The sequence below is a fragment of the Streptomyces venezuelae genome (assembly GCF_008642275.1).
Lineage (GTDB): Bacteria > Actinomycetota > Actinomycetes > Streptomycetales > Streptomycetaceae > Streptomyces > Streptomyces venezuelae_E.
In genome coordinates, this window is record NZ_CP029189.1 from 5,685,377 (window position 1) to 5,710,988 (window position 25,612).

Consider the following 25,612-nt stretch of genomic DNA (forward strand, 5'->3'; position numbering starts at 1 on the left):
AACGAGGAGCACCACACCGTGTCGACCACCCCCGCACCCGCGACACCCAAGACCGGCCCCCCGCCCGCGCGTTCCGTCCTGCGCGACACCGCCTTCCTGCGCCTGTGGGCGGGCACCACCGCCTCCGGACTCGCGACCTGGGCCCTGCCCTTCGTCCTGGGTCTCGCCGTCCTGCACCGGGAGCTCGGGGCGGCCGGCCTCGGCCTGGTCCTCGCGGCGCGCACCGCCGGCTTCCTCGTCGCCGTCGCCGTCGGCGGGGTACTGGCCGACCGTCACTCGCGCCGGGCCGTCGTGCTCTGGTCCGCCCTCGCGGCCGCGGCCGCCGCCCCGCTCCTCGCGCTCGGCCTCGGCCGGTCGCTGCTGGTCATGACGCTGGCCGCCGCCCTCGCGGGCGCGGGCCAGGGGGCCTGCCGCCCCGCCTTCCAGGCGCTGACCGCCGAGGTCGTCGCCGCCGACCGCAGGCAACAGGCCAACGCCGCCATGACCGTGGCGGTGCGGACCTCCACCCTCGCTGGCCCCACCCTGACGGCCCTGCTGGCGGCCTTCGTCGACGTGGGGACGCTGCTGCTGGGGATCGGGCTGCTCTGGCTGGTCGCCGCCCTCCTGCCGGGCCGCGGCGCCCAGGCCGCCGCACCGGCGGCACCCGCCCCGCGCGCGTCACTGCGGGCCGAGTTCGTCGACGGCATACGCGAGGCCCGCCGCCACCCCTGGTTCCTCGCCGGACTCGGCGCCCTGACCGCCGTGATCGCGCTCGGCTACTCCGCCACCAGCGTCGCCCTGCCCCTCGTCAGCCGTGACCGCTACGGCACCGGCTGGGTCATGGCCGCCGCCATGACTGCCTACACCGTGGGCGCGCTCGGCGGGGCCCTGGTCACCGCCCGCAGGCGGCCCCGCTCCCAGGGCTGGAGCGCCTTCGCCGGCCTGGCCTGCTACGGCTTCGCGCCGCTGAGCCTGATGGTGCCGGTCCACCCGGCCGTGGTGATCGCGGCCTACGTCGTCGCGGGGATCGGGATCGAGCTGTTCAACGTGCCCTGGTTCACGGCCACCCAGCGCGAGGTCGCCCCGGACAAGCTCGCCCGGGTCTCCTCGCTGGACTTCCTCCTGTCCTACGGCCTCGCCCCGGCCGGACTCGCCCTCATCGCCCCGGCCGCCGGCACCTTCGGCGTCGCCCCGGTCCTCGCCGTCTGCGCCGCGGCCTGCTTCCTCGTGCCTGCCGCGGCCGCCCTCGTACCCACCGCCCGGCACTTCGGGCGGACTCCGGAGCCGGGAGCGGGCTGAGCTCAGGGCCGCGGGCGCACGAGCGCGAAGACCGCGCCCTCCGGGTCCGCGACCGTGGCCTGCCGCCCGTGCGGGCCCTCACGGGGCGGGTCGACGACCCGCCCGCCGAGCTCGACGACCCGGGCGGCCGCCCGGTCGGTGTCCTCCACCTCGAAGTACGCCATCCAGTGCGGCCCCCGGTCGTGCGGCAGCGAGCGGCCCACCCCGTGCACGGCGGCCACCGGACGACCCTCCAGCTGCAGGGTCAGGTAGTCGAAGTCGTCGGAGGCCGTGGCGTGGGTCTGGGCCTCGTGTCCGAAGACGTGCTCGTAGAACTTCCCGACCGTCGAGGTGTCCTGGGTGACCAGCTCGTTCCACACGGGGGTGCCCGGCCCGCGGTACGGCCGGGTGCCCATGCGGCTCTGCGCCTGCCACAGCCCGAAGATGGCGCCCAGCGGGTCGGAGCAGATCGCCACCCGCCCCGCGATCCCGGCGTCCAGCGGCCCCACCGCGACCGTGCCGCCGCAGGCGCGGACCGACTCGGCGGTCGCGTCCGCGTCGTCGGTGGCCAGGTACGTCGTCCAGGCCACCGGGAGATGCCGGTCCGGCGGCATCTCGCCGATCCCGGCCACCTCGTGCCCGTCCAGCACCGCGCGGACGTACGGGCCGAGCTGCTCGGGCCCCGGTTCGTACTCCCAGCCGAACAGGTCGGTGTAGAAGTCCTCGGTGGTCCCGAGCCCGTGCACCATGAGGCTCACCCAGCACGGGGTACCGGGCGTGCGCCGGGTTGGTTCCGCTGCCTCGGTCATGTCAGCCGTCTCCTCCGTCGTGGCGCTTACCGGTGCTGATGCTTCCACTCCCGGCGACTCGGCGCGCCCCGACAGCGCCGCATCGAGGGGCCCGGGCACGGAGTTGACCGGATCGGTTCGGCCCGCCGATGACGGGCTTGTTACACGGGTACCGGGCGGGGAGGAAGATGGCCGGCATGACTGCGAAATCTGCGATCCTCGCCGCCGCCGAACTGCAGAGCGAGCTGGCGGGCCCCCGCCCGCCGGTGCTGCTGGACGTCCGCTGGCAGCTCGGCGGCCCCGACCAGCGGCCCGCCTACGAGGCAGGACACCTGCCCGGAGCGGTGTACGTCGACCTCGACCGCGAACTGGCAGGTCCGCCCGGAAAGGGCGGGCGCCACCCGCTGCCGGACCCGGAGGCCTTCGGAGGGGCGATGCGACGGGCGGGGGTCACGGCGGACGGACCCGTGGTCGTGTACGACGGCGGACTGGGCTGGGCGGCGGCCCGCGCGTGGTGGCTGCTGCGCTGGACGGGTCACCCGAACGTGCGGGTCCTGGACGGCGGCTTGGCCGCCTGGACGGCTGCCGGCGGTACGTTGACGGCCGACCGGGTGACTCCCACGGAGGGCGATTTCAAGCCAACCCCGGGTGCGGCCGGACTGCTGGACGCGGACGCAGCCGCCCTGCGCGCCCGTGCGGGGGTCCTCCTGGACGCCCGTGCGGGGGAGCGCTACCGCGGCGAGGTGGAACCGATCGACCCGGTCGGAGGCCACATCCCGGGCGCGCTGTCGGCCCCGACCACGGAGAACGTGGGTCCGGACGGGCGGTTCCTGCCGGCGGACGTCCTGCGCGCACGGTTCGAGGCGCTCGGCGCGACCGGGGGCGGCGCGGTGGGCGTGTACTGCGGCTCGGGGGTCTCCGGAGCGCACGAGGTCCTGGCCCTGGAGGTGGCCGGCATCGAGTCCGACCTCTACGCGGGCAGTTGGTCCGAATGGTCCGGCGACCCGGCCCGCCCGGTGGCGACGGGTCCGGACCCCCGGTAGGGCGACGGGCGCAGCCGCCGGGCCCGAACCCGGCGGCTGCGCCCGTACCCGCTCCTACTCCTGCTTCTTGCGGCGGGTACCGAAGACGATCTCGTCCCAGCTCGGCACCGCCGCCCGGCGCCCGGGGCGGACCCCGTCGGCCTCGGCCTGGCGGTCGGTGGTGCCCGTCAGGCGGTCCCGGTGGCCCGCCACCGTGCGCGGCATCAGGACGTCGGCGTACGCGGCGCCCGCGCCCGCCGAGGCGGCGGGGGCCGGCGGCTCCTCCGCCTCCGGTTCGGTGTCGTCCGGGGTTTCGGTGCGGTCGGGGACCACCATGTCGCCGCGGAAGCTCGGGACGGCCTCCAGCAGGCTGGTGAGGGTGTCCCGCTCCTCCTCCGGCTCCGGCGCGGGCGCCGGCCGGGGCTCGATCCGTTCCAGCTGCCGGTCCAGGGCGCGGTCCAGCGGCCGGTCGCGCGGCAGCCGCGCGATCCTCGGCACGAAGGGGAAGCTCGGCTCCGGCGCCGCGGGCAGGTCCTCCGACTCGCCGATCAGGGAGCGGGCCTCGTCGTCCACGGCCACGACCAGCCGGCGCGGCGGGTCGTAGGTCCAGCTCGCCGAGTGCGGCTCGCCCGCGACCAGGTAGACGAGCAGCACCTCCCAGGTGCCGTCGTCGCGGCGCCAGGAGTCCCACTGGACGGATTCCTTCTCCGCCCCGCGCAGGGTCAGCCGCTCCTGCACGGCCTCGCCGAGCTGCGGACCGGTGTTCTCGCCGGGCCGGCGTACGGGGGTCTTGCGGGCGCGCTCGGCCATGAACGCGCGTTCGGCGAGCACCGGGCCCTCGAAACGGCGTACGCGGTCGACGGGGATGCCGGCGAGCTGGGCGACCTCCTCCGCGGAGGCACCGGCCCGTATGCGGGCCTGGATGTCGCGGGGGCGGAGGTGGCTCTCCACCTCGATCTCGATCTGGTTCAGGCGCGCACGGTCGTTGCGGACGGCGGCCCGGAGCCGCTCGTCGATCGGAAGCGTGTACTCCGTGCTGTCCGCAGCCTTGAGCACCAGTCGTGTGCCGTCATTGGAGACGGCCACGACACGCAGTTCGGGCATGGGGACCTCCCGGGTGGTGCCTGCCGACGTCACGTGCGTCGCTGCTTCCGCTAGTCGAGTGTGGCCTGCCCGGGTGCAGCCTGCCACAACCTTGCCGAGTTAAACCGGCGTGTCGGGCATGCGCCCTTGATCGCCGTTATGGCACGGTTACCTGTTGGGCACGCACAGTGACCGAACGGTTACTGTGCGCAGCAGGAGCCCGTGCAATACCGCGGCATCACCGGTCTTTGAGTGCCGTGTTCCATCCGTCGGCCCCCTCTCCCGAGTCCGGACATCCGAAAGGAAGGACGGCCCCAGGGCTCGCCACAGTACTCCATTCGGGCCACCTGGGTGGACCGCCGCGCCGCCGAACTTTACCCGGACGGCGGGAGTTGGCGCGCCCTCGATCGGGTCCGACCTGCACCCGAGGTCCGTTTTCTGGTGTCTTGCTTCACATCATCACCAGAAACGGAACTATCTGCTTCGCTCAGCGGTCGGTAACTCCTGGAAGAGGAGAAGCGCGAGAGGCAGGACGCACCGGGGATGGCGATGGGTCAGAAGGTGACGCGGGACGTCGGGGACGAACCGGAGAAGAGGAAGCTCGACCTGAGCGCGGCGCAGGTCGCCGGGTCCTCCCTCGCCACCGTCGCGGCCGCCCTGCTCGCCTCGAAGATGGGCGTCTACGGGACGATCCTCGGAGCCGGCGTGGTCAGTGTCGTCGCCACCGCGGGCGGGCCCGTCATCCAGCACCTCTTCCGGCGCACCGGCGACCAGCTGCGGGAGAGCGCCCGCCCCAGAGCCCGTCAGGTGCCCCCGCCCCGGCAGGAGTCGGCGGGCGCGGACCCCGTGGCCACGGAGGAGTTCGGCGAGGCCACCGTGCACGGGACGCGGGTGCGGGGCTGGAAGCGCACCGCGGTCGCCTCCGGCGCGGCCTTCGCCATCGCCGTCGGCGGCCTCGGCACCTACGAGGCGATGGCCGGCACCTCCGTCAGCAGCGGCGGCGGCACGCTCTTCTCCGGCGGCACCCGCAAGGCGGGCCAGGACCGCCCCGCCCCGCCCGCGGACGAGCCGGGCGGCGCGGAGAAGGGCGGGCGGAGCCCCGGGTCAGGGACCTCCCCGGCTCCCTCGGAGCCGGCCGGCGGCCGGAGCCCGAGCCCCGGAGCCGGCCCCTCCGGCCCCGGGACGCCCGGCCCCTCCGGGACTCCCGGGAACTCCGCGGACCCGGCGCCCGGAGCCACACCGTCGAAGGAGGCCCCGAGTTCGTCCCCGGCCCCCACGCCTGCGGCCCCCACGGCCTCCACGAGTCCTGCGCCGGGCCCCGACGCGTCGGCACCGGCCGCCCGGCGGAGCCCCTCCTGAGCACGGACCGGTTCAGTCGCCCAGGACGCGCCGCAGGTAGTCGTTGCCGAAGACCCGGCCCGGGTCGAGGCGGTCGCGCAGCGCGGTGAACTCGCCGAACCTCGGGTAGGCCTCCGCGAAGTACGCCGCGTCCCGCGTGTGCACCTTGCCCCAGTGCGGACGCCCGCCGTGCGCGGTGAAGATGCGCTCGGCCGCGGTGAAGTAGGCCTGGTACGGGGTGCCCTTGTACATGTGCACCGCGATGTACGCCGTGTCCCGCCCGGAGGCCGTCGACAGCGCGATGTCGTCCGCCGGCGCCGTCCGGACCTCGACGGGGAAGCTGATCCGCAGTCCGGAACGGTCGACCATCGCCCGCAGCTCCCGCAGCGCGTCGACGACCTGCTCGCGCGGGAGCGCGTACTCCATCTCCACGAAGCGCACGCGGCGCGGACTGGTGAACACCTTGTACGGGATGTCGGTGTACGTGCGCGCCGACAGGGCGCGGCTGGCCACGCGGGCGATGGAGGGAATGGTGGCCGGGACCGCGCGGCCCAGCGAGTTGACGGCCTGGAAGAGGCCGTTGGAGAGCAGTTCGTCCTCGATCCAGGCGCTCACCGGTCCGGGCGGGGCGGCGGGGCCCTGGCTGCGGTTGTTCCGCTTGGTGTTGCAGTTGCCGGTGTGCGGGAACCAGTAGAACTCGAAGTGCTCGTTCTCCGCGAAGTGTTCCTCGAACTCCGCCGTCACCCGGTCGAAGCCCATCGGCTCCTCCCGGGCGGTCAGGAAGAAGACCGGCTCCACGGCGAAGGTGATCGCGGTGACGATGCCGAGCGCGCCGATGCCGATCCGGGCCGCCGCGAAGACCTCGGGATTCTCCTTCTCGGAACAGGTCAGCAGCCGGCCGTCGGCGGTGACCAGTTCCAGGGCGCGGATCTGGGCGGCGATGGACGCCGAGTCGCGGCCGGTGCCGTGGGTGCCGGTGCTGGTGGCGCCCGAGACCGTCTGTTCCATGATGTCGCCCATGTTGGTGAGCGACAGGCCCTCCCGGGCCAGGGCCGTGTTGAGGTCCTTCAGCACCGTGCCCGCCGCCACCGTGACGGTCCCGGCGGCCCGGTCGATCGACCGGATCCCGGCCAGGGCCTGCGGGCGGACGAGCACCCCGTCGGTCGCCGCGGCCGCGGTGAAGGAGTGGCCGGTGCCGACCGCCTTCACCCGCAGCCCGTCCTCGGCGGCCCGGCGGACCGCTTCCTGGAGCTCCCCGACCGAAGCCGGTGTCACCGTGCGGACCGGTGTGGCGCTGATGTTCCCCGCCCAGTTACGCCACGCGGTCCGTTCCCCGCCGCTCTTCCCTGCTGTCGCCGTCCCCATCGATTGCTGGCACCTCCCCTTGCGCCGGCCTCGTCAGCCGGCGGTATCCCGCGAACGCAACCGCCGCCGCGGCCACCCCCGCCGAGATGGAGACGACGTACCCGGTCTGCGCCCCGGCTGTGTCGACGACCCAGCCGGTCACGGAGGACCCGACCGCGATTCCGACCGCGAGGCCGGTGCTGATCCAGGTCATGCCCTCGGTCAGCTTCGCGTGTGGCACGTGCGCCTCGATCAGGGCCATCGTGGTGATCATCGTGGGAGCGATGGCGAGGCCCGAGACGAAGAGCGCCACGGCCAGAAACGGAAGGTTCCCGGCCAGTAGGAGGGGGATCATACTCACGGCCATCGCACTGATGCCCAGGATCCAGCGAGGTTCGGCCTTGCCCTTGAAGTGCAGCAGGCCGAAGACGATGCCCGCCAGGCAGGATCCGAACGCCCAGATCGCCAGGAACACCCCACCGAGGGACTTGTCGCCGTGCTCCGCGGCGAAGGCCAGAGTGGCCACGTCGACGGAACCGAAGATCGCGCCGGTCGCGACGAAGGTCGCCACCAGGACCTGGAGGCCGGGGGAGCGCAGCGCCGAGGACCGGTCCGTGTGCTCTTCGTGGGGGTGCGGCTTCGGCTCCGTGGCGGTCAGGGCCGTCAGCCACCACACGCCCGTCAGCAGGCAGACGAGGGCGACCACCGGGCCGGCCTCGGGGAACCATCCGGCCGAGAGGGTCGCGGCCAGCGGCGGGCCGACGATGAAGCAGAGCTCGTCGACGATCGACTCGAAGGAGTAGGCCGTGTGCAACTGGGGGGTGTCGCGGAACAGGGCCGTCCAGCGGGCCCGGACCATCGATCCGACGCTGGGCACGCACCCGGCGACGACGGCGAAGGGGAAGAGCGTCCAGCTCGGCCAGCCGTTCGCCGCGGCGATCAGCAGACCGGTCACCGCGGCCACGGCGACCAGGGTGGCCGGGCGCAGCACACGCCGCTGTCCGTACTGGTCCACCAGTCGCGAGACCTGCGGGCCCACGGCCGCGGCGGAGAGCGCGATGGTGCCGGTGAGCGCGCCGGCGAGGCCGTAGCTGCCCCCCAGTTCGGTGATCATCGTGAGGACACCGATGCCCACCATGGACAGCGGCATCCGGCCCAGCAGGCCGGCGGCTGTGAACCCCTTGGTGCCGGGGGTCGCGAATATCGCGCGGTAGGGACTGGGCAAGGTGGTGCCCTCCGTAAGGGACGTGGTCGGCTCACACAGGTTACGTCTGCCGACAACGCGCCCGCATGGGGAAAATACCGACAGGAAGTTAGGGTGACCTTACCTGTTGTCCGAGGGGTGGGACGGGCCGGGTCCGTTGCCCGGGCGCGTACGCCGGGTGGCAGGATTCGAGGCATGTCAGACCAGCTCCGTGCCCCCGACGGCGGCTCCGCCGCCCCTTACGACGCCCTGCTGCTGCTGTCCTTCGGCGGCCCCGAGGGACCCGACGACGTCGTGCCCTTCCTGGAGAACGTCACGCGCGGACGCGGCATCCCGCGCGAGCGGCTCAAGGAGGTCGGGCAGCACTACTTCGGATTCGGCGGGGTCAGCCCGATCAACGGGCAGAACCGCGAGCTGCTGGACGCCCTGCGCAAGGACTTCGCCGGACACGGGCTGGACCTGCCCGTCTACTGGGGCAACCGGAACTGGGCCCCGTACCTGACCGACGTGATGCGGGAGATGGCCGCCGACGGGCGCCGCCGCATCGCGGTGCTCGCGACCAGCGCGTACGCCTCGTACTCGGGCTGCCGCCAGTACCGGGAGAACCTCGCCGACGCCCTGGCCACGCTCGCCGAGGAGGGCGTGGAGCTGCCGCGCGTCGACAAACTGCGGCACTACTTCAACCACCCCGGCTTCGTCGAGCCCATGATCGACGGGGTGGTGGCCTCGCTCGCCGAGCTCCCCGAGGAGGTGCGCTCCGGCGCGCAGCTCGCCTTCACCACCCACTCCATCCCGACCGCCGCAGCGGACACCTCCGGCCCGGTCGAGGACCACACCGCGGACGGCGAGGGCGGGGCGTACGTCAAGCAGCACCTCGACGTCGCCCGGGTGATCGCCGACGAGGTCGCCGCCCGGACCGGGGTCGCGCACACCTGGGAGCTCGTCTACCAGTCCCGCAGCGGCGCCCCGCACATCCCGTGGCTGGAGCCGGACATCTGCGACCACCTGGAGGCCCTGCACACCGCCGGTGCGCCCGCCGTGGTCATGGTGCCCATCGGCTTCGTCTCCGACCACATGGAAGTCCTTTACGACCTCGACACCGAGGCCACCGCGAAGGCGGCCGAGCTGGGCCTGCCCGTGCGGCGGTCCGCGACCGTGGGAGCCGACCCGCGCTTCGCCGGGGCCGTACGGGACCTGGTCCTGGAGCGGGCCGCCAAGGAGCGCGGGGAGCCGGCCCCGGAGTGCTGGGTCGGCGCGCTGGGCCAGAGTCATGACCGGTGCGCGGTGGGCTGCTGCCCGGCGCGGGGCCCCCGGCCGGCGGCCGCGGGCGTGGACAGTCCGTACGCGTAGGGAGTGGGACCGTGATCTCTGACGAGCTGAAGGCCGAACTGCTGGAGGTGGGCCTGGAGGCCGCCCGGCAGGCGGGGGCCCTGCTGCGCGACGGCCGCCCGGCCGATCTGTCGGTGGCGGCGACCAAGACCAGCCCGATCGACGTGGTGACCGAGATGGACATCGCGGCGGAGAAGCTGATCACCGGCATCCTCGCCGAGCGCCGGCCCGAGGACGGGCTGCTGGGCGAGGAGGGCGCGCAGGCCCCGGGGACGAGCGGGGTGCGCTGGGTCGTCGACCCGCTGGACGGCACCGTGAACTACCTCTACGGGCTCCCCAGCTGGGGCGTGTCCATCGCGGCCGAGTTCGGCGGCGAGAGCGTCGTGGGCGTCGTGGCGGCCCCGATGCGCGGGGAGACCTACCACGCGGTGCTCGGCGGCGGCGCGTGGCTGGGTACGACGCGCCTCGCCTGCCGGCCGGCGGCGCCGCTGGACCAGGCACTGCTCGGGACCGGCTTCGCCTACGTGCAGGCCCGCCGGGCCCACCAGGCCGAGGTCGCGGCGCGGATCATCCCCCTGGTACGGGACATCCGGCGGGGCGGGTCCGCGGCACTGGACCTGTGCGACGTGGCCGCCGGGCGGCTGGACGGGTACTACGAGCGGGGACTGAACCCGTGGGACCTGGCGGCCGGGGACCTGATCGCCCGGGAGGCCGGGGCCGTGACCGGCGCACGTCCGGGCGAGCGCGCCTCGGGCGAGCTGGCCCTGGCCGCCACGCCGGCCGTGTTCGCCTCGCTGCAGCCGCTGCTGGAGGAGTACGGGGCCTGGCACGACTGAAAGCACGGGGACCCCGGACGCCGCTCGGGCGTCCGGGGTCCCCGTCGTGCAGAGGCCGTGCAGAGGTCGTGCAGAAGCCGAGTTCGTGCAGAGTCGTGCAGGGTCGTGCGGAAGCCTGTTCGTGCGGGTGCGGCGGGCCGGCCGATCGGGGGATCAGCAGGCGGGCACGGCGGCCGAGACCGGGACACCGTGTTCGGCGGCCAGGCGCTGGAGATCCTCCAGTTCCGCCAGTTCCACTTCCGCGAGGAAGTCGTCGCCCGTCTCGCGGGCGTGCCTGAGGTCCGACTGCGTGGTCCTGATGCGCTGCAGGAGACCCGCGGTGAATGCGTCCATGGTGGGTTCGCCCCCTCTTCGTGGGTCGGCGGCGGCACGTGGCTGTCCGCCGTCAGGGAGTGGATGGGGTGTGATCTCGTCCTCCCCTGCACCCTGGGCCCAGAAACCTCGTGAGGCGAGGGAATCCTCACTTCCGCCCCGTCAGCCCCTCCACGGGCCGCCTTACAGCCGGTTTACGGCCGAAACGTGCAGGATGGGCGACGCAATACACGTGTGCCCTTCTGGGCTCGGAGGAAGGAAACGACGTGCGCGTACTCGTCGTCGAGGACGAGCAGCTGCTCGCCGATGCGGTGGCCACCGGCCTGCGCCGGGAGGCCATGGCCGTGGACGTCGTGTACGACGGCGCCGCCGCCCTGGAGCGGGTCGGCGTGAACGACTACGACGTGGTCGTGCTCGACCGGGACCTCCCGCTCGTGCACGGTGACGACGTGTGCCGGAAGATCGTCGAGCTCGGCATGCCCACCCGTGTGCTGATGCTGACCGCCTCCGGCGACGTCAGCGACCGGGTGGAAGGCCTGGAGCTCGGCGCGGACGACTACCTGCCCAAGCCCTTCGCCTTCACGGAGCTGACCGCCCGCGTGCGGGCGCTCGGGCGGCGCACCACGGTCGCGCTGCCGCCCGTACTGGAGCGGGCCGGCATCAAGCTGGACCCGAACCGGCGGGAGGTCTTCCGTGAGGGCAGGGAGGTCCAGCTGGCGCCCAAGGAGTTCGCGGTGCTGGAGGTGCTCATGCGCAGCGAGGGGACGGTCGTCTCCGCCGAGCAGCTGCTGGAGAAGGCCTGGGACGAGAACACCGACCCCTTCACCAACGTCGTGCGGGTGACCGTGATGACCCTGCGCCGCAAGCTGGGTGAGCCGCCCGTCATCGTGACGGTGCCCGGTTCCGGATACCGGATCTGATGCGCGTGGCAACCACCCCGGCGCCACCGGCTGCGCCACCGAAACCGACATGGGACCCCGGCCAGCCCGAGGGTCCCTTCCCGTGGCTGAGGCCGACCATCCGGATACGCCTCACGCTGCTGTACGGCGGGATGTTCCTGATCGCCGGGATCCTGCTGCTGTCGATCATCTACCTGCTGGCGGCGCAGGCCCTGCGGCAGGGCAACGCGATCCCGTTCACGATCGTCCGCGGTCAGAACATCGAGGTCACCAGCACCACCTGCTCCGGTGTGAGCGGCACCAACCAGCCGTTCGAGCAGTTCACCGCGGCGATCAACCAGTGCGTCCTGGAACAGCGCAGGCACGCCCTGGACGACCTGCTGAGCCGGTCGCTGATGGCCCTCCTCGGGCTGAGCATCATCGCCTTCGCCTTCGGCTACGCGATGGCCGGACGGGTGCTCTCGCCGCTCGGCAAGATCACCCGGACCGCCCGCCGGGTCGTGGGCTCCGACCTGACCCGGCGGATCGAGCTGGACGGGCCGGACGACGAGCTCAAGGAGCTCGCCGACACCTTCGACGACATGCTCGACCGGCTGGAGCGGGCGTTCACGGCCCAGCAGCGGTTCGTCGCGAACGCCTCGCACGAGCTGCGGACCCCGCTCGCGATCAACCGGACCCTGCTGGAGGTGCACCTCTCCGATCCGGGGGCGCCGATCGAGCTCCAGCAGCTCGGCAAGACCCTGCTCGCCACCAACGAGCGCAGCGAGCAGCTGGTCGAGGGCCTGCTCCTGCTGGCCCGCAGCGAGAACCAGATCGTCGAGCGCAAACCCGTGGACCTGGCGGAGGTCGCCTCGCGCGCCGTCGACCAGGTGCGCGGCGAGGCCGAGGCGAAGGGCGTGGAGATCCGCGGCGAGCGGGTGCCGGCCGTCGTGCAGGGCAATGGCGTGCTGCTGGAGCGGATCGCCCTCAACCTGGTGCAGAACGCCGTCCGGTACAACGTGCCGGAGGACGGCTGGGTGGAGGTCGTCACCGAGGCCCAGCACGGCCAGGCGGTCCTCCTGGTGTCGAACACGGGTCCCGTCGTTCCCGCGTACGAGGTGGACAACCTCTTCGAGCCCTTCAGGCGGCTGCGTACGGAGCGCACGGGCAGCGACAAGGGTGTCGGGCTGGGCCTGTCGATCGCGCGCTCCGTGGCGCGCGCACACGGCGGCAGGATCCAGGCGATGCCCAGGGAGGGCGGTGGCCTCGTGATGCGTGTCACGCTTCCCTTGTGAGACCCCGGCCCCGTGTTCGCTTTTGGCTGAATACCTGCCCTGTGAAAGCAACCGGTCCTGTGTGATCGATCACAGTGGCCGGTGTCGGGTCATGTGCGTTCAGTGACCCCACCACGGCCGGAACGCCCGGGAAGTCCGGGTTTCCGGCCCCTCGGATGGCGGGAAATACACGGGGTGGCGTTTGTGCATGACCGCCCTCGGACCGTGTACGGTCCCGCTCGTCATCCCAGCCAATCGTCCTTCGGGCGGGCGGCTGGGTGTCGATTGAGTAACAGACCTTGATGTGAGGCAAAATCTCCGCCTCAGGTCGGGCACAAGTCCGGCCTCTCGTGCGTTACGTGCGCTGAGACACCGCTAACACCCAGAGGGGGAGAGCGAACAATGGCAACGGACTACGACACCCCGCGCAAGACCGACGATGACGTCGACAACGACAGCATCGAAGAACTGAAGGCCCGGCGCAACGAGAAGTCCACTTCGTCCGCGGACATGGACGAATTCGACTCCGTCGAGAGCATGGAGCTTCCCGGCGCGGACCTCTCCAACGAGGAGCTGGCCGTCCGGGTCCTGCCCAAGCAGGCCGACGAGTTCACCTGCATGAGCTGCTTCCTGGTGCACCACCGCAGCCAGCTGGCACGTGAGAAGAACGGTCAGCCGATCTGTCGCGACTGCGACTGACAGGCGTCGGCCGTGTCTGGCTCCACACCCTTCCGGAAGCGCCGCTTCCGGAAATCTGGTGATCCGGCGGAGACGCAGGTGGCATCCATGGATCCGGAAACGGCTCCTGGGGCTTCCGGCGGCTCCGCCAGTGCGGCGATCGCCATACCTTCCGGCACCGCCCCGGCGGTGCCGTCGGAAACCGATCCCGACGAGGGGTCCCGGCTCCTCTCCGGGGCTCGTCGGATGCAGGCCGTCAGGAACGGCGTGCGCAAGGGCGGCGACAGCGTCAGGGGCGCCACCCAGTACGTCACCGACAGGATCATCGAGAACGCACCACGCGTTCCGGTTCGGGACCTCGCGACGCTGCGCGCGCAGTTCCCGGGCCTCGGCCCCGAGCAGCTCGCCGAAAAGCTGGTCTCGGGCGCCTGCGCCGCCACCTCGACCGTGGGCGCGGGAATCGGCGCCGCGGCCATGCTGCCCGTGCCGCCCGCCATGCCCGCGGAACTGGCGGCCGAGATCACCGCGGTCGCGGCCATCGAGCTCAAGCTCATCGCCGAACTCCACGAGGTCTACGGCCGGCGCCCGCAAGGCGGCCTCAAGGAACGCAGCCTCGCCTACCTGACCGCCTGGACGGAGGAGCGCGGGGTCGACCTGACCAAGCCGACCACGCTGAACGCGGCGCTCGGCGGGCAGATGAAGCGCGAACTGCGCCAGCAGATCATGAAGCGGATGTTCCGCAGCCTGCCGAACCTCATGCCGTTCATGGTGGGCGCCGCCGTCGGCGCGGTCATGAACCGGCGGGACACCCGCAAACTCGCCGAGAAGGTCCGTGGTGACCTGCGGAGCCGGGCCGTGGGCTGGGAGGCCCTGAGCTCGCTGCCGCCCCTGGAGCGGCCCGTACAGCCCCTTCCCGAGGCCACCAGGATCGCACTGGAGGCAGCGGATCCCCCCGCGCACGGCTGAGGTCCCCGGCCGGGGCCGTCCGCCCCGGCGGACCCGTCGTCCCCGGGCCGGTCAGGCCGCCGGGGTACGGGCCGCGAGCAGCGCCGCCACCAGGGCCTGCGGCTCGCGGGTGGAGACGTACACGTACGGGGTCGGGTCGGCCGGATCGGTGACCTCGACGCGGACCGCGGTCGGCACGTAGCTGCGCATCAGCATGAAGGCGCGGGGGTCCGCCTTGTACGTGCGCCAGGCGCGCGACTCCTCGGCGTCCAGGATCTCGGGCTCGCCCAGGGCCGTCACCGGGATCCGCGCATCGCCGGCCGCCAGCGCACCGCCCACCACGCGCACGCGCGCGGCACCGTACGAGCTCACCACCAGTCCGGCCAGCGCGGTGCCCCCGACCAGCCCGGCCAGCAGCGGCAGCGTGCCCAGCGGCAGCAGCATCAGCGCGCACGCGAGGCCCACCAGTACGGCGATGCCCCACCAGGAGCGGGGGGCGGTCAGGCGTTCGTCGTGGTGCGCGGTGGAGGGCTGCATGCCCACAAGCCTGCCACGAGGCGACCGGCGGGTAGCCGCGCGGGTAAGGTCTGCGGCTGTGAGTGGACCAAACACAGCGTTGACGCCCCCGGCCGACGCCGCCGCGCCGGTCAGGCACCCCGACGCGCCCGCACCCGGCGAGCTCCTCGGTGCGCACTACGAACACTGTTTCGGCTGCGGCGGGGGCCAGCCCCACGGACTCCACCTGGAGGCCCGGGCGGGCGAGGGCGTGCGCGTCACCGCCGAGTTCACCGTCAGGCCCGCGCACCAGGGCGCACCCGGCCTCGCCCACGGCGGTGTGCTCGCCACCGCGCTCGACGAGACGCTGGGTTCCCTGAACTGGCTGCTGCGCGTCATCGCGGTGACCGGGCGGCTGGAGACCGACTTCGTGCGGCCCGTACCGGTGGACACCGTGCTGTACCTGGAGGCCGAGGTCACCGCCGTCGCCGGGCGGAAGATCTACTGCACGGCCGTCGGCCGGATAGGCGGACCGCAGGGCCCGGTCGCCGTGCGTGCCGACGCCCTCTTCATCGAGGTGAAGGTCGACCACTTCATCGACAACGGACGGCCCGAGGAGATCCGGGCGGCGATGGCCGACCCGGACCAGGTCAGGCGCGCACGCGCCTTTGAGGTGAACCCCTGATGTCCCAGAGCAACCACGACTCCCGCCGGCCCGTCGACGTGCTGATCCGCCGCGTCGACCCGGAGGTGCCGATTCCGGCGTACGGGCACCCCGGCGACGCCGGCTGCGACCTCGTCACCACCGAGGCCGCCGAGCTGGAGCCCGGCGAGCGCGCCGTACTGCCCACCGGTGTGTCGATCGCCCTGCCCGACGGGTACGCGGCCTTCGTGCACCCGCGGTCCGGCCTGGCCGCACGCTGCGGGCTCGCGCTCGTGAATGCCCCGGGGACGGTGGATGCCGGGTACCGTGGGGAGATCAAGGTGATCGTGGTCAATCTCGACCCTCGCGAGAGCGTCCGGTTCGAGCGTTTCGACCGCATCGCCCAGCTGGTTGTCCAGCGGGTCGAGAAGGTGCGCTTCCACGAGGTGGCGGAACTTCCCGGCTCGGCCCGGGCCGAGGGGGGCTTCGGCTCCACCGGCGGGCATGCGGCCGTGGCCGGATCCGGGGCTGGTCAGCAGGGTGGGAATGGCTACGCTTCGGTCGTAACCGACCGGGAAGGACAGTGACGTGTTCGGACGTCGCAAGAAGAACGACTCCGCCCATGACGGCGGCGCGGCCGAGCAGGTCGTAGACGGCGTCGCCGAGCAGGACGACGCGGGCGAGCAGGAGAACGCCGCCCCGCGCCGGGTGAACCTGCCGCCGGCCCCGCGGCCCGACGGCCCCTGGGACGTCTCCGAGGTACTCGGGAACCCGGCCGACGGCCGGGTCGACCTGGGCGGCATCCTCGTACCCGGCGTCGAGGGCATGGAGCTGCGCGTCGAGGTCGCCGGTGACGCGATCGTGGCCGCGACCGTGGTCCTCGGCGACAGTGCCGTGCAGCTGCAGGCCTTCGCCGCGCCCAAGAAGGAGGGCATCTGGGGCGAGGTCCGCGAGGAGATCGCCGCGGGTATCACCCAGCAGGGCGGCATCATCGACGAGGCCCAGGGCTCGCTGGGCTGGGAGCTGCGCGCGCAGGTGCCCGTACCGCTCCCGGACGGGCAGACCGGTGCCCAGCTGGTCCGCTTCGTCGGCGTCGACGGCCCGCGCTGGTTCCTGCGCGGCGTCATCTCCGGCCAGGGCGCGGTGCGCCCCGAGTCGGCGGGTGTGCTGGAGCAGATCTTCCGGGACACCGTCGTCGTCCGCGGTGACGGCCCGATGGCCCCCCGCGACCCGATCGTCCTGAAGCTGCCGAACGACGCCCAGATGGTGCCGGACGGCGTGCAGACGGACGACCAGGAAGGCTCCCGCTTCGGCGGCGGCATGGGCCAGCTCGAACGAGGCCCGGAGATCACCGAGGTCCGCTGACCTCGGACGGCCCCCGAGCACAGGGGGGCTCGTCATGCGTTCCGGCCGGTGCGCCCTACTCCTTCGGGGTGGGGCCCACCGGCCCGTCCGGGCTCTTGCCGGGGTGTCCCGACCGCGTCAGGGATGCGTCAGGGATCGGCGCCGGGACCCGGATCGGTGCGTGCGCGACGCGGCCGTCCCGGAGAATGGGGCGCATGGGACGCGGCAAGCTCAGGATCTACCTCGGCGCGGCACCCGGAGTGGGCAAGACCTACGCGATGCTCTCCGAGGGACATCGCCGGGTGGAGCGGGGCGCGGACTGCGTCGTCGGCTTCGTCGAACACCACGGCCGGCCGCGCACGGAGGTCATGCTCCACGGCCTCGAACAGATCGAGCGCAGGCCCCTGGTGCACAGGGGAGCCACCTTCACCGAGATGGACGTGGACGCGCTCCTCGCCCGCAGGCCCGCCATAGCGCTGGTGGACGAGCTCGCGCACACCAACGTGCCCGGCTCGCGCAACGCCAAGCGCTGGCAGGACGTGGAGGAGCTGCTGCGGGCCGGCATCGACGTCGTCTCCACGGTGAACATCCAGCACCTGGAGTCACTCGGGGACGTGGTCGAGTCGATCACCGGCGTGCGGCAGCGGGAGACCGTGCCGGACGAGGTGGTCCGCCGGGCCGACCAGATCGAGCTGGTCGACATGTCGCCGCAGGCACTGCGCCGGCGGATGGCCCACGGGAACATATACAAGCCCGAGAAGGTCGACGCGGCCCTGTCGAACTACTTCCGGCCGGGCAACCTCACCGCCCTGCGCGAGCTGGCGCTGCTGTGGGTGGCCGACCGGGCGGACGAGTACCTCCAGCAGTACCGCGGCGAGCACGGCATCCGCTCGACCTGGCAGGCACGGGAGCGGATCGTCGTCGGGCTCACCGGCGGCCCGGAAGGGCGCACGCTCATCCGGCGCGCCTCGCGGATGGCGGCCAAGGGCTCGGGCAGCGAGATCCTCGCCGTCTACGTCGCCCGCAGTGACGGGCTGACCGCCGCCTCGCCCAAGGAGCTCGCGGTCCAGCGGACGCTGGTCGAGGACCTGGGCGGAACGTTTCACCATGTGATCGGCGACAACATCCCCGACGCCCTGCTCGCCTTCGCCCGCGGGGTCAACGCCACCCAGATCGTGCTCGGCTCCAGCCGCCGCCGCTCCTGGCAGTACGTGTTCGGCCCCGGGGTGGGCGCGAGCGTCGCCCGCGACTCGGGACCCGACCTCGACGTCCACATCGTCACGCACGAGCACGTCGCCAAGGGACGCGGCCTGCCCGTGGTGCCCTCGGCGGCCCGGCTCGGGCGGCCCCGGATCATCGCGGGCTGGGTGGTGGGGACGGTCCTCCCCCTGCTGCTGTGCCTGCTGCTCACGCACGTGGACGCCGACCTCGGCCTCGCCAACGACATGCTGCTCTTCCTGTCGCTGACGGTGGCGGCCGCACTGCTCGGCGGGCTCTGGCCGGCCCTGGCCTCCGCCGCCCTCGGCTCGCTGCTGCTCAACTACTTCTTCGCACCGCCGCTGCACCGGTTCACCGTGTCCGACCCCAAGAACATCGTCGCCATCACCGTCTTCTTCGGGGTGGCCGTCTCCGTGGCCTCCGTCGTCGACCTGGCCGCCCGGCGCACCCACCAGGCGGCCCGGCTGCGCGCCGAGTCCGAGATCCTCTCCTTCCTGGCCGGCAGCGTGCTGCGCGGCGAGACCACACTGGACGCCCTGCTGGAGCGGGTACGCGAGACCTTCGCCATGGAGTCCGTGGCCCTGCTGGAGCGGCCGAACGACGTCGAGCCCTGGAAACCGGCCGGCAGCGTCGGTCCCGGGCCCGCCGCCCGGCCCGAGGACGCCGACGTGGACATGCCCATCGGCGACCACATGGCGCTCGCCCTGTCCGGCCGGGTCCTGCCCGCCGAGGACCGCCGCGTGCTCGGCGCCTTCGCGGCGCAGGCGGCCGTGGTCCTGGACCGCCAGCGGCTGGTCGGCGAGGCCGAGGAGGCCCGTCGGCTGGCCGAGGGCAACCGGATCCGCACGGCGCTGCTGGCCGCCGTCAGCCATGACCTCCGTACTCCGCTGGCCTCCATCAAGGCCTCCGTCAGCTCCCTGCGCTCCGCCGACGTGGAGTGGAGCGAGGAGGACCGGGCCGAACTCCTCGAAGGCATCGAGGACGGCGCCGACCGCCTCGACCACCTGGTGGGCAACCTGCTCGACATGTCCCGGCTGCAGACCGGCACCGTCACCCCGCTGATCCGGGAGATCGACCTCGACGAGGTGGTCCCGATGGCGCTGGGCGGCGTACCGGAGGACAGCGTGCTGCTGGACGTGCCCGAGGAGCTGCCCATGGTGGCGGTGGACCCGGGGCTGCTGGAGCGGACCGTGGCCAACGTCGTGGAGAACGCCGTCAAGTACAGCCCGGCCGGGGTGCCCGTCCTGGTGGCGGCCAGCTGCCTCGACGACCGGGTCGAGGTCCGGGTCGTCGACCGCGGGCGGGGCGTGCCCGACGAGGCCAAGGACCGGATCTTCGCCCCCTTCCAGCGGTACGGGGACGCCCCGCGGGGGGCCGGTGTGGGCCTCGGACTCGCCGTCGCACGCGGGTTCGCCGAGGCCATGGACGGCACCCTGACGGCCGAGGACACCCCCGGGGGCGGGCTGACCATGGTGCTCACCCTGCGCGCGGTGCGCGGCGGCCGGGACCCGGGGCGTGCGGAGGCGGGCACGGACGACGGGGCCGGGGCGCAGCCGGGACCGCTCGACCGGGCGGGACCGGTCGCACCGACGGAACCGGCGGACGTCACGGAACCGGCGGACGTCACGGAACCGGCGGAGCCGGTCGAGCCGGTGGCATCGATGGAAAACGATCACGATCGTGATCGGATGACGCGACAGAAGGCAGGACCTCAATGACCCGGGTGCTCGTGGTGGAAGACGAGCCGCAGATCGTCCGAGCGCTTGTGATCAACCTGAAGGCGCGCAGATACGAGGTCGACGCCGCGGCCGACGGGGCGAGCGCCCTGGAGCTCGCGGCCACCCGCCACCCCGACGTGGTCGTGCTCGACCTCGGACTGCCCGACATGGACGGGGTCGAGGTGATCAGGGGCCTGCGCGGCTGGACCCGGGTACCGATCCTGGTCCTCTCCGCCCGGCACAGCTCCGACGAGAAGGTCGAAGCCCTGGACGCGGGCGCCGACGACTACGTCACCAAGCCCTTCGGCATGGACGAGCTGCTGGCACGGCTGCGCGCCGCCGTCCGCCGGGCCGAGCCGGTCGCGGGCTCCGGCGAGGGCGAGGTGATCGTGGAGACGGACGGTTTCACGGTGGACCTGGCCGCCAAGAAGGCCGTGCGCGAGGGGCGCGACGTACGGCTGACACCGACCGAGTGGCACCTGCTGGAGGTCCTGGTCCGCAACAGCGGCAAGCTGGTCAGCCAGAAGCAGCTGCTCCAGGAGGTCTGGGGGCCCTCGTACGGAACCGAGACGAACTACCTCCGGGTCTACATGGCCCAACTCCGGCGCAAACTGGAGGCGGACCCCTCGCATCCGCGGCACTTCATCACCGAGCCGGGCATGGGATACCGCTTCGAGCGGTAGTGGGCACGCCGGTACGCTTCCTGTATGAGTGCTGAACCGCGTCCCGAGAAGTCCGCGAAGCCGGCCAGGCCTGCGGGCCGGTTCCGCCGGATGATTGAGCGGCTGTCCACCTCCCAGGAGGAGCTGCATTCGGCGGAGCTGCAGGAGGACGCAGAAGCCGCGGGGTGTACGCGGATCTGCGACTGCCACGACCGTCAGATAGTCAAGGTGACCGGCACCCTGCGTACGGTCACCCTGCGGCCGCGCGCAGGCGTTCCCGCCCTGGAGGCCGAGCTCTTCGACGGCTCGGCCGCGCTGGACGTGGTCTGGCTCGGACGTCGCTCGATCGTGGGAATCGAGCCCGGCCGACGCATGATCGCCTCGGGGCGCATCTCCATGACCCACGGCCGTCGGGTGCTCTTCAACCCGAAGTACGAACTCCGCCCGCTCGGACAGGAGCACTGACCGGTGACGCCACTCGACAAACCGACCGCCCCGGAACCGGCCGGCCCGCGCCACGCGGCCACCCCTTCCGCGGACCAGAAGGCCGTGACCCAGGCAGCGCTCTTCGACGCCTTCGGCGGCGTCCGGGGCACCGTGGAGACGATGCTGCCCGGGCTGCTCTTCGTCATGATCTACACGATCAACAAGGACGTGAAGTGGTCCGCCATCGCGGCCGGCGCGGTCGCGGTCCTGCTGGTGATCGTGCGGCTGCTGCGCAAGGACACGGTCAAGCACGCCTTCAGCGGTGTGTTCGGCGTGGGCGTGGGCGTGGCCTTCGCCCTGTTCACGGGCAGCGCGAAGGGCTTCTACCTGCCGGGCATGATCTACGGCGTCGGGCTGGGCGTGGCCTTCACGGTCTCGGCGCTGGTCGGCTTCCCGCTGCTGGGCGTGATCCTCGGCCCGGTGTTCAAGGAGAACCTGTCCTGGCGCACCCGCAACCCCGGGCGCAAGAAGGCGTACGTCAAGGCCAGTCTGGCCTGGGGCCTGATCTTCCTCGCCAAGTACGCGATCCTCTTCCCGATCTACTGGTGGGGTGACGCGACGCAGCTCGGCTGGGTGCTGATCGCCCTGAAGCTCCCGCCGATGGTGCTCGCCGTGTACTTCACCTGGGTCTTCCTGGCGAAGGCGCCGCCGCCGATCGACGTGATCGCGGAGTGGGAGGCCAAGGAGGCCGCCGAGGCCGCCGCCAAGGGGCCGAAGGCCTGACGGCCGCCGACTGACGCAGAGGGGCGGGACCGTGCCGACAGGCCGCTCCCGCCCCTTTGCGCTGCCACGGCCCGGCGGCCCGGCGGCCCGCGCCACCGCCGTGCCCGGGCGGGCGCGGGAGCGCGGCCCGGCCCGGGGACCACCCGGCAGCGCCCTGCCGGCGCCCGCCGGGCCTCCGGGCAGGGTGTGTGATCAGGCCCCTGCCCCGGGGCCCGCAGGACGGTTCGGTGCGCTGGGCCGGGCTCGATGCCGGTGTTTCGCGCCGGGCTGTTCCGTGGTCCGGGGCTGCGCAGCCGGTCCCGGCCGCGGCCGGGAAGCCTGAAGGGGGTGCTGCCCGGCCGGGCAGCACCCCCTTCGTCGTCGAGCGGGCCCGCAGGGCTAGCGGCGGGCCTGGAGGAGGTCCTCCAGCTGTTCCTCGCGGGCCTGCGCGGCCACGAAGAGCAGCTCGTCGCCCGGCTCCAGGGTCTCCTCCCCGTGCGGGGTGAGGACCCGGTTGCCCCGGATGATCGTGACCAGCGAGGTGTCCTCGGGCCAGCTGATGTCGCCGATCTGGGTGCCAGCGACCGAGGAGTCGGCCGGCAGGGTCAGCTCGACGAGGTTGGCGTCGCCGTGGCTGAAGCGCAGCAGCCGCACCAGGTCGCCGACGCTCACCGCCTCCTCGACCAGGGCCGACATCAGGCGCGGCGTGGAGACGGCCACGTCGACGCCCCAGGACTCGTTGAAGAGCCACTCGTTCTTCGGGTTGTTGACGCGGGCCACCACGCGCGGCACCCCGTACTCGGTCTTGGCGAGCAGCGAGACGACGAGGTTGACCTTGTCGTCACCGGTGGCCGCGATGACCACGTTGCAGCGCTGCAGCGCCGCCTCGTCCAGCGAGGTGATCTCGCAGGCATCGGCCAGCAGCCACTCGGCCTGCGGCACCCGCTCGACCGAGATGGCGGTCGGCGCCTTGTCGACCAGGAGCACCTCGTGGCCGTTCTCCAGCAGCTCGCCCGCGATGGACCGGCCCACCGCGCCCGCACCGGCGATCGCGACCCTCATGCGTGTGCCTCCTCGGGCCCCTCGGCGAACGCCGCCTCGACCTTGTCGATCTCGTCCGTGCGCATCATCACGTGGACGAGGTCGCCCTCCTGCAGGACCGTCGCCGACGTCGGCAGCATCGCCTCGCCCAGGCGGGTGAGGAACGCCACGCGGACGCCCGTCTCGTCCTGGAGCTTGCTGACCTTGTGGCCGATCCAGGCGGCGGAGGTGTGCACCTCGGCGAGCTGCACCCCGCCGCTCGGGTCGCGCCACAGCGGCTCGGCGCCCGAGGGCAGCAGCCTGCGCAGCATCTGGTCGGCAGTCCACCGCACGGTCGCCACGGTGGGGATCCCCAGGCGCTGGTAGACCTCGGCGCGCTTGGGGTCGTAGATGCGGGCCGCGACGTTCTCCACGCCGAACATCTCGCGGGCCACGCGGGCGGCGATGATGTTGGAATTGTCACCACTGCTGACGGCGGCGAAGGCGCCCGCGTCCTCGATTCCCGCCTCCCTCAGGGTGTCCTGGTCGAAGCCGACCCCGGTGACGCGGCGGCCGCCGAATCCGGCGCCGAGCCGGCGGAATGCGGTGGGGTCCTGGTCGACGACGGCGACCGTATGCCCCTGCTGTTCCAGGGTTTGCGCGAGGGCGGAGCCCACTCTTCCGCAACCCATGATGACGATGTGCACGGCCGTCCTTCCGGCTGTCAGCGACTCGCTGGTTCCCAGCCTCATTGCATGCTCTGGTTTAACAGGGTCTCAGACCATGGCCCAAGCTACACACGGGCGGTCACCCGTGGGACCTCTTGCGTCTCAGTCGTGCTGCGGGTGGGGAGGAATTGCGGCGGGATTGCGGTATGAGGGGGTGGGGGGTTCGTCAGTCTGATTTCGAACGCTTACGATCCTCTGCGTGTCCAAACTGACCGACGTGCCCAAACGGATCCTGATCGGCCGGGCGCTACGCAGCGACCGCCTCGGAGAAACACTCCTTCCCAAGCGGATCGCCCTTCCCGTCTTCGCCTCCGACCCGCTGTCCTCCGTGGCATATGCCCCCGGCGAGGTCCTGCTGGTCCTGTCGATCGCGGGCGTGTCGGCGTACCAGTACAGCCCCTGGATCGCGCTCGCGGTCGTCGTGCTGATGTTCACGGTCGTGGCCTCCTACCGCCAGAACGTGCACGCCTACCCGAGCGGCGGCGGCGACTACGAGGTCGCCAACACGAACCTCGGACCCAGGGCCGGCCTCACCGTGGCGAGCGCCCTGCTCGTCGACTACGTCCTGACCGTCGCCGTGTCGATCTCCTCCGGAGTCGAGAATCTCGGCTCGGCGGTGGATTTCGTGATCGAGCACAAGGTGCTCTCGGCGATGGTCATGATCCTTCTCCTCACCCTGATGAATCTGCGCGGTGTGAAGGAATCCGGGAAGCTCTTCGCGATCCCGACCTATGTCTTCGTCGCCGCCGTATTCGTCATGATCGGCTGGGGCGCCTGGAAGGGCATCGTCCTCGACGACACCATGACCGCCCCCACCGCGGATCTGGAGATCAAGCCCGAGCAGCAGGGCCTCGCCGGCTTCGCGATGGTGTTCCTGCTGCTGAGGGCCTTCTCCTCCGGCTGTGCCGCCCTGACCGGCGTCGAGGCCATCAGCAACGGCGTCCCCGCCTTCCGCAAGCCCAAGAGCAAGAACGCGGCCAGCACCCTCGCCCTCATGGGCGCGCTGGCCGTCACCATGTTCTGCGGCATCATCGGCCTGGCCATGGCCACCGACGTGCGGATGGCGGAGAACCCGGCCGAGGACCTGCTGCGGGACGGCGTCCCGGTCGGCGCCGGATACGTCCAGCACCCGGTCATCTCCCAGGTCGCCGAGGCCGTCTTCGGCAACGGCAGCTTCCTGTTCATCCTGCTGGCCGCGGCCACCGCGCTCGTCCTGTTCCTGGCCGCGAACACCGCGTACAACGGCTTCCCGCTGCTCGGCTCGATCCTCGCCCAGGACCGCTACCTGCCGCGCCAGCTGCACACCCGCGGCGACCGGCTCGCCTTCTCCAACGGCATCGTGCTCCTCGCGGGCGCGGCCATGCTGCTCGTGTGGATCTACGACGCCGACTCGACCAAGCTGATCCAGCTCTACATCGTCGGCGTGTTCGTCTCCTTCACCCTGAGCCAGATCGGCATGGTCCGGCACTGGAACCGGCACCTGAAGTCGGAGCGCGACGTCGCCGCCCGCCGCCGGATGCACCGCAGCCGGGCCATCAACACCTTCGGCGCCTTCTTCACCGGCATGGTGCTGGTCGTCGTCCTCGCCACCAAGTTCACCCACGGTGCCTGGGTGGCCCTGCTCGGCATGGTGATCTTCTACGGCACCATGAGCGCGATCCGCAAGCACTACGACCGCGTCTCCGCGGAGATCGCCGCCGCCGAGGGCCCCAGCGAGGACAGCGTGCGGCCCTCCCGGGTCCACTCGATCGTCCTGGTCTCCAAGGTCCACAAGCCCACGCTGCGCGCCCTGGCGTTCGCCAAGCTGACCCGCTCGGACACCCTGGAAGCCCTCAGCATCAGCGTCGACCCGGCCGAGACCAAGGCCCTGCGCGAGGAGTGGGACCGGCGCGGGATCAACGTCCCGCTCAAGATCCTCGACTCGCCGTACCGGGAGATCACCCGCCCGGTGATCGAGTACGTCAAGGGCCTGCGCAGCGAGAACCCGCGCGACGCGGTCAGCGTCTACATCCCCGAGTACGTCGTCGGCCGCTGGTACGAACACCTGCTGCACAACCAGAGCGCGCTGCGCCTCAAGGGCCGGCTGCTGTTCACCCCCGGTGTGATGGTCACCTCGGTGCCGTACCAGCTGGAGTCCTCGGAACTCGCCAAGCGGCGGGCGAAGAAGCGCCAGGACTGGAACGCCCCGGGTGCGGTGCGCCGCGGCCCGGTGGACACCCCGCGACCGCCGAGGGAACCCTCCTCCAAGGGCTAGGCAGGTGGTGAACGGCCGGACGAGATCCACGTAAACTGGTGGGTCGGTCGTCCG

At 72.3% G+C, this 25,612-nt stretch carries 25 protein-coding genes; 17 read left to right on the forward strand and 8 right to left on the reverse strand.

Annotated features, from left to right (window positions below; translation table 11 throughout):
- Nucleotides 1-18 precede the first annotated feature (18 nt).
- A complete protein-coding gene (locus DEJ51_RS25365) occupies nt 19-1,278 on the forward strand; it encodes an MFS transporter (RefSeq protein ID WP_150259925.1) in 1,260 nt (419 codons plus the stop codon).
- Nucleotides 1,279-1,280: 2 nt separating this feature from the next.
- Here the strand turns inward: DEJ51_RS25365 and DEJ51_RS25370 are convergent, their stop codons facing one another.
- Nucleotides 1,281-2,066 carry a VOC family protein gene (locus DEJ51_RS25370; RefSeq protein ID WP_150259926.1) on the reverse strand — a complete coding sequence of 262 codons (786 nt, stop codon included), beginning with the start codon at nt 2,064-2,066 and terminating at the stop codon, nt 1,281-1,283.
- A 176-nt stretch (nt 2,067-2,242) separates the two neighbouring features.
- Between DEJ51_RS25370 and DEJ51_RS25375 the strand changes: the two genes are divergently transcribed.
- Nucleotides 2,243-3,088 carry a sulfurtransferase gene (locus DEJ51_RS25375; protein ID WP_150259927.1) on the forward strand — a complete coding sequence of 282 codons (846 nt, stop codon included), beginning with the start codon at nt 2,243-2,245 and terminating at the stop codon, nt 3,086-3,088.
- Nucleotides 3,089-3,142: 54 nt separating this feature from the next.
- Here the strand turns inward: DEJ51_RS25375 and sepH are convergent, their stop codons facing one another.
- Nucleotides 3,143-4,171 (reverse strand): septation protein SepH, encoded by a 1,029-nt coding sequence (gene sepH, locus DEJ51_RS25380; protein WP_150259928.1) that lies wholly within the window; start codon nt 4,169-4,171, stop codon nt 3,143-3,145.
- A 528-nt stretch (nt 4,172-4,699) separates the two neighbouring features.
- Here sepH and DEJ51_RS25385 point away from each other — a divergent pair.
- Nucleotides 4,700-5,509: a hypothetical protein gene (locus DEJ51_RS25385; protein WP_150259929.1), complete on the forward strand. Its 810-nt coding sequence runs from the start codon at nt 4,700-4,702 to the stop codon at nt 5,507-5,509.
- 12 nt (nt 5,510-5,521) lie between these two features.
- On the opposite strand, the gene DEJ51_RS25390 is transcribed toward DEJ51_RS25385, so the two are convergent.
- Together DEJ51_RS25390 and DEJ51_RS25395 are read right to left on the reverse strand one after the other, a co-directional pair.
- Nucleotides 5,522-6,853, reverse strand: coding sequence for a D-arabinono-1,4-lactone oxidase (locus tag DEJ51_RS25390; RefSeq protein ID WP_150259930.1), 1,332 nt, complete (start codon nt 6,851-6,853; stop codon nt 5,522-5,524).
- The gene (locus DEJ51_RS25395; RefSeq protein ID WP_150259931.1) at nt 6,801-8,057 is read right to left on the reverse strand and encodes an MFS transporter; all 1,257 of its coding nucleotides are present in this window, start codon (nt 8,055-8,057) and stop codon (nt 6,801-6,803) included. Before DEJ51_RS25395 ends, DEJ51_RS25390 begins: the two co-directional genes overlap by 53 nt.
- A 174-nt stretch (nt 8,058-8,231) precedes the next feature.
- On the opposite strand from DEJ51_RS25395, the gene DEJ51_RS25400 reads away from it, so the two are divergent.
- Both DEJ51_RS25400 and DEJ51_RS25405 read left to right on the forward strand, forming a co-directional pair.
- Nucleotides 8,232-9,386, forward strand: a complete 1,155-nt coding sequence (locus DEJ51_RS25400; protein ID WP_150259932.1) for a ferrochelatase — start codon at nt 8,232-8,234, stop codon at nt 9,384-9,386.
- Between the two features lie 11 nt (nt 9,387-9,397).
- A complete protein-coding gene (locus tag DEJ51_RS25405) occupies nt 9,398-10,201 on the forward strand; it encodes an inositol monophosphatase family protein (RefSeq protein ID WP_411757350.1) in 804 nt (267 codons plus the stop codon).
- A 153-nt stretch (nt 10,202-10,354) separates the two neighbouring features.
- Here DEJ51_RS25405 and DEJ51_RS25410 read toward each other — a convergent pair whose 3' ends face one another.
- Nucleotides 10,355-10,534, reverse strand: coding sequence for a hypothetical protein (locus DEJ51_RS25410; protein ID WP_030008766.1), 180 nt, complete (start codon nt 10,532-10,534; stop codon nt 10,355-10,357).
- A 245-nt stretch (nt 10,535-10,779) separates the two neighbouring features.
- Here DEJ51_RS25410 and DEJ51_RS25415 point away from each other — a divergent pair, with 245 nt between their 5' ends.
- The 4 genes from DEJ51_RS25415 (at nt 10,780) to DEJ51_RS25430 (ending at nt 14,309) form a co-directional block, all read left to right on the forward strand.
- Entirely contained in the window at nt 10,780-11,433 is a 654-nt protein-coding gene (locus DEJ51_RS25415) for a response regulator transcription factor (RefSeq protein ID WP_030036265.1), read from the forward strand.
- 5 nt (nt 11,434-11,438) lie between these two features.
- Complete coding sequence (locus DEJ51_RS25420) at nt 11,439-12,686, forward strand: sensor histidine kinase (RefSeq protein ID WP_150262138.1); 1,248 nt, start codon at nt 11,439-11,441, stop codon at nt 12,684-12,686.
- A 381-nt stretch (nt 12,687-13,067) separates the two neighbouring features.
- Nucleotides 13,068-13,364, forward strand: coding sequence for a DUF4193 domain-containing protein (locus DEJ51_RS25425; RefSeq protein WP_030008769.1), 297 nt, complete (start codon nt 13,068-13,070; stop codon nt 13,362-13,364).
- 12 nt (nt 13,365-13,376) lie between these two features.
- Nucleotides 13,377-14,309, forward strand: coding sequence for a hypothetical protein (locus DEJ51_RS25430; RefSeq protein WP_150259933.1), 933 nt, complete (start codon nt 13,377-13,379; stop codon nt 14,307-14,309).
- A gap of 51 nt (nt 14,310-14,360) precedes the next feature.
- On the opposite strand, the gene DEJ51_RS25435 is transcribed toward DEJ51_RS25430, so the two are convergent.
- A complete protein-coding gene (locus DEJ51_RS25435) occupies nt 14,361-14,825 on the reverse strand; it encodes a DUF3093 domain-containing protein (RefSeq protein ID WP_150259934.1) in 465 nt (154 codons plus the stop codon).
- Nucleotides 14,826-14,883: 58 nt separating this feature from the next.
- Between DEJ51_RS25435 and DEJ51_RS25440 the strand changes: the two genes are divergently transcribed.
- From DEJ51_RS25440 to DEJ51_RS25470, 7 genes are all read left to right on the forward strand, one after another.
- Nucleotides 14,884-15,468 (forward strand): PaaI family thioesterase, encoded by a 585-nt coding sequence (locus tag DEJ51_RS25440; protein ID WP_150259935.1) that lies wholly within the window; start codon nt 14,884-14,886, stop codon nt 15,466-15,468.
- Nucleotides 15,468-16,013 carry a dUTP diphosphatase gene (dut, locus tag DEJ51_RS25445; protein WP_150259936.1) on the forward strand — a complete coding sequence of 182 codons (546 nt, stop codon included), beginning with the start codon at nt 15,468-15,470 and terminating at the stop codon, nt 16,011-16,013. The genes DEJ51_RS25440 and dut overlap by 1 nt, the downstream gene beginning before the upstream one ends.
- 1 nt (nt 16,014) lies before the next feature.
- The gene (locus DEJ51_RS25450; protein WP_150259937.1) at nt 16,015-16,791 is read left to right on the forward strand and encodes a DUF3710 domain-containing protein; all 777 of its coding nucleotides are present in this window, start codon (nt 16,015-16,017) and stop codon (nt 16,789-16,791) included.
- 194 nt (nt 16,792-16,985) lie between these two features.
- Entirely contained in the window at nt 16,986-19,706 is a 2,721-nt protein-coding gene (locus DEJ51_RS25455) for a sensor histidine kinase (RefSeq protein WP_150259938.1), read from the forward strand.
- A complete protein-coding gene (locus tag DEJ51_RS25460) occupies nt 19,703-20,389 on the forward strand; it encodes a response regulator (RefSeq protein ID WP_150259939.1) in 687 nt (228 codons plus the stop codon). Before DEJ51_RS25455 ends, DEJ51_RS25460 begins: the two co-directional genes overlap by 4 nt.
- 24 nt (nt 20,390-20,413) lie before the next feature.
- Nucleotides 20,414-20,833 (forward strand): OB-fold nucleic acid binding domain-containing protein, encoded by a 420-nt coding sequence (locus DEJ51_RS25465; protein ID WP_094744607.1) that lies wholly within the window; start codon nt 20,414-20,416, stop codon nt 20,831-20,833.
- A 3-nt stretch (nt 20,834-20,836) separates the two neighbouring features.
- The gene (locus DEJ51_RS25470) at nt 20,837-21,577 is read left to right on the forward strand and encodes a DUF3159 domain-containing protein (RefSeq protein WP_150259940.1); all 741 of its coding nucleotides are present in this window, start codon (nt 20,837-20,839) and stop codon (nt 21,575-21,577) included.
- A gap of 378 nt (nt 21,578-21,955) precedes the next feature.
- Here DEJ51_RS25470 and DEJ51_RS25475 read toward each other — a convergent pair whose 3' ends face one another.
- Together DEJ51_RS25475 and DEJ51_RS25480 are read right to left on the reverse strand one after the other, a co-directional pair.
- On the reverse strand, nt 21,956-22,618 hold the full coding sequence (locus DEJ51_RS25475) for a potassium channel family protein (protein WP_030765850.1): 663 nt from the start codon (nt 22,616-22,618) through the stop codon (nt 21,956-21,958).
- Nucleotides 22,615-23,283: a potassium channel family protein gene (locus tag DEJ51_RS25480; protein WP_030016272.1), complete on the reverse strand. Its 669-nt coding sequence runs from the start codon at nt 23,281-23,283 to the stop codon at nt 22,615-22,617. The genes DEJ51_RS25475 and DEJ51_RS25480 overlap by 4 nt, the downstream gene beginning before the upstream one ends.
- A 220-nt stretch (nt 23,284-23,503) precedes the next feature.
- Between DEJ51_RS25480 and DEJ51_RS25485 the strand changes: the two genes are divergently transcribed.
- Nucleotides 23,504-25,558, forward strand: a complete 2,055-nt coding sequence (locus tag DEJ51_RS25485) for an APC family permease (RefSeq protein WP_150259941.1) — start codon at nt 23,504-23,506, stop codon at nt 25,556-25,558.
- Nucleotides 25,559-25,612 lie beyond the last annotated feature (54 nt).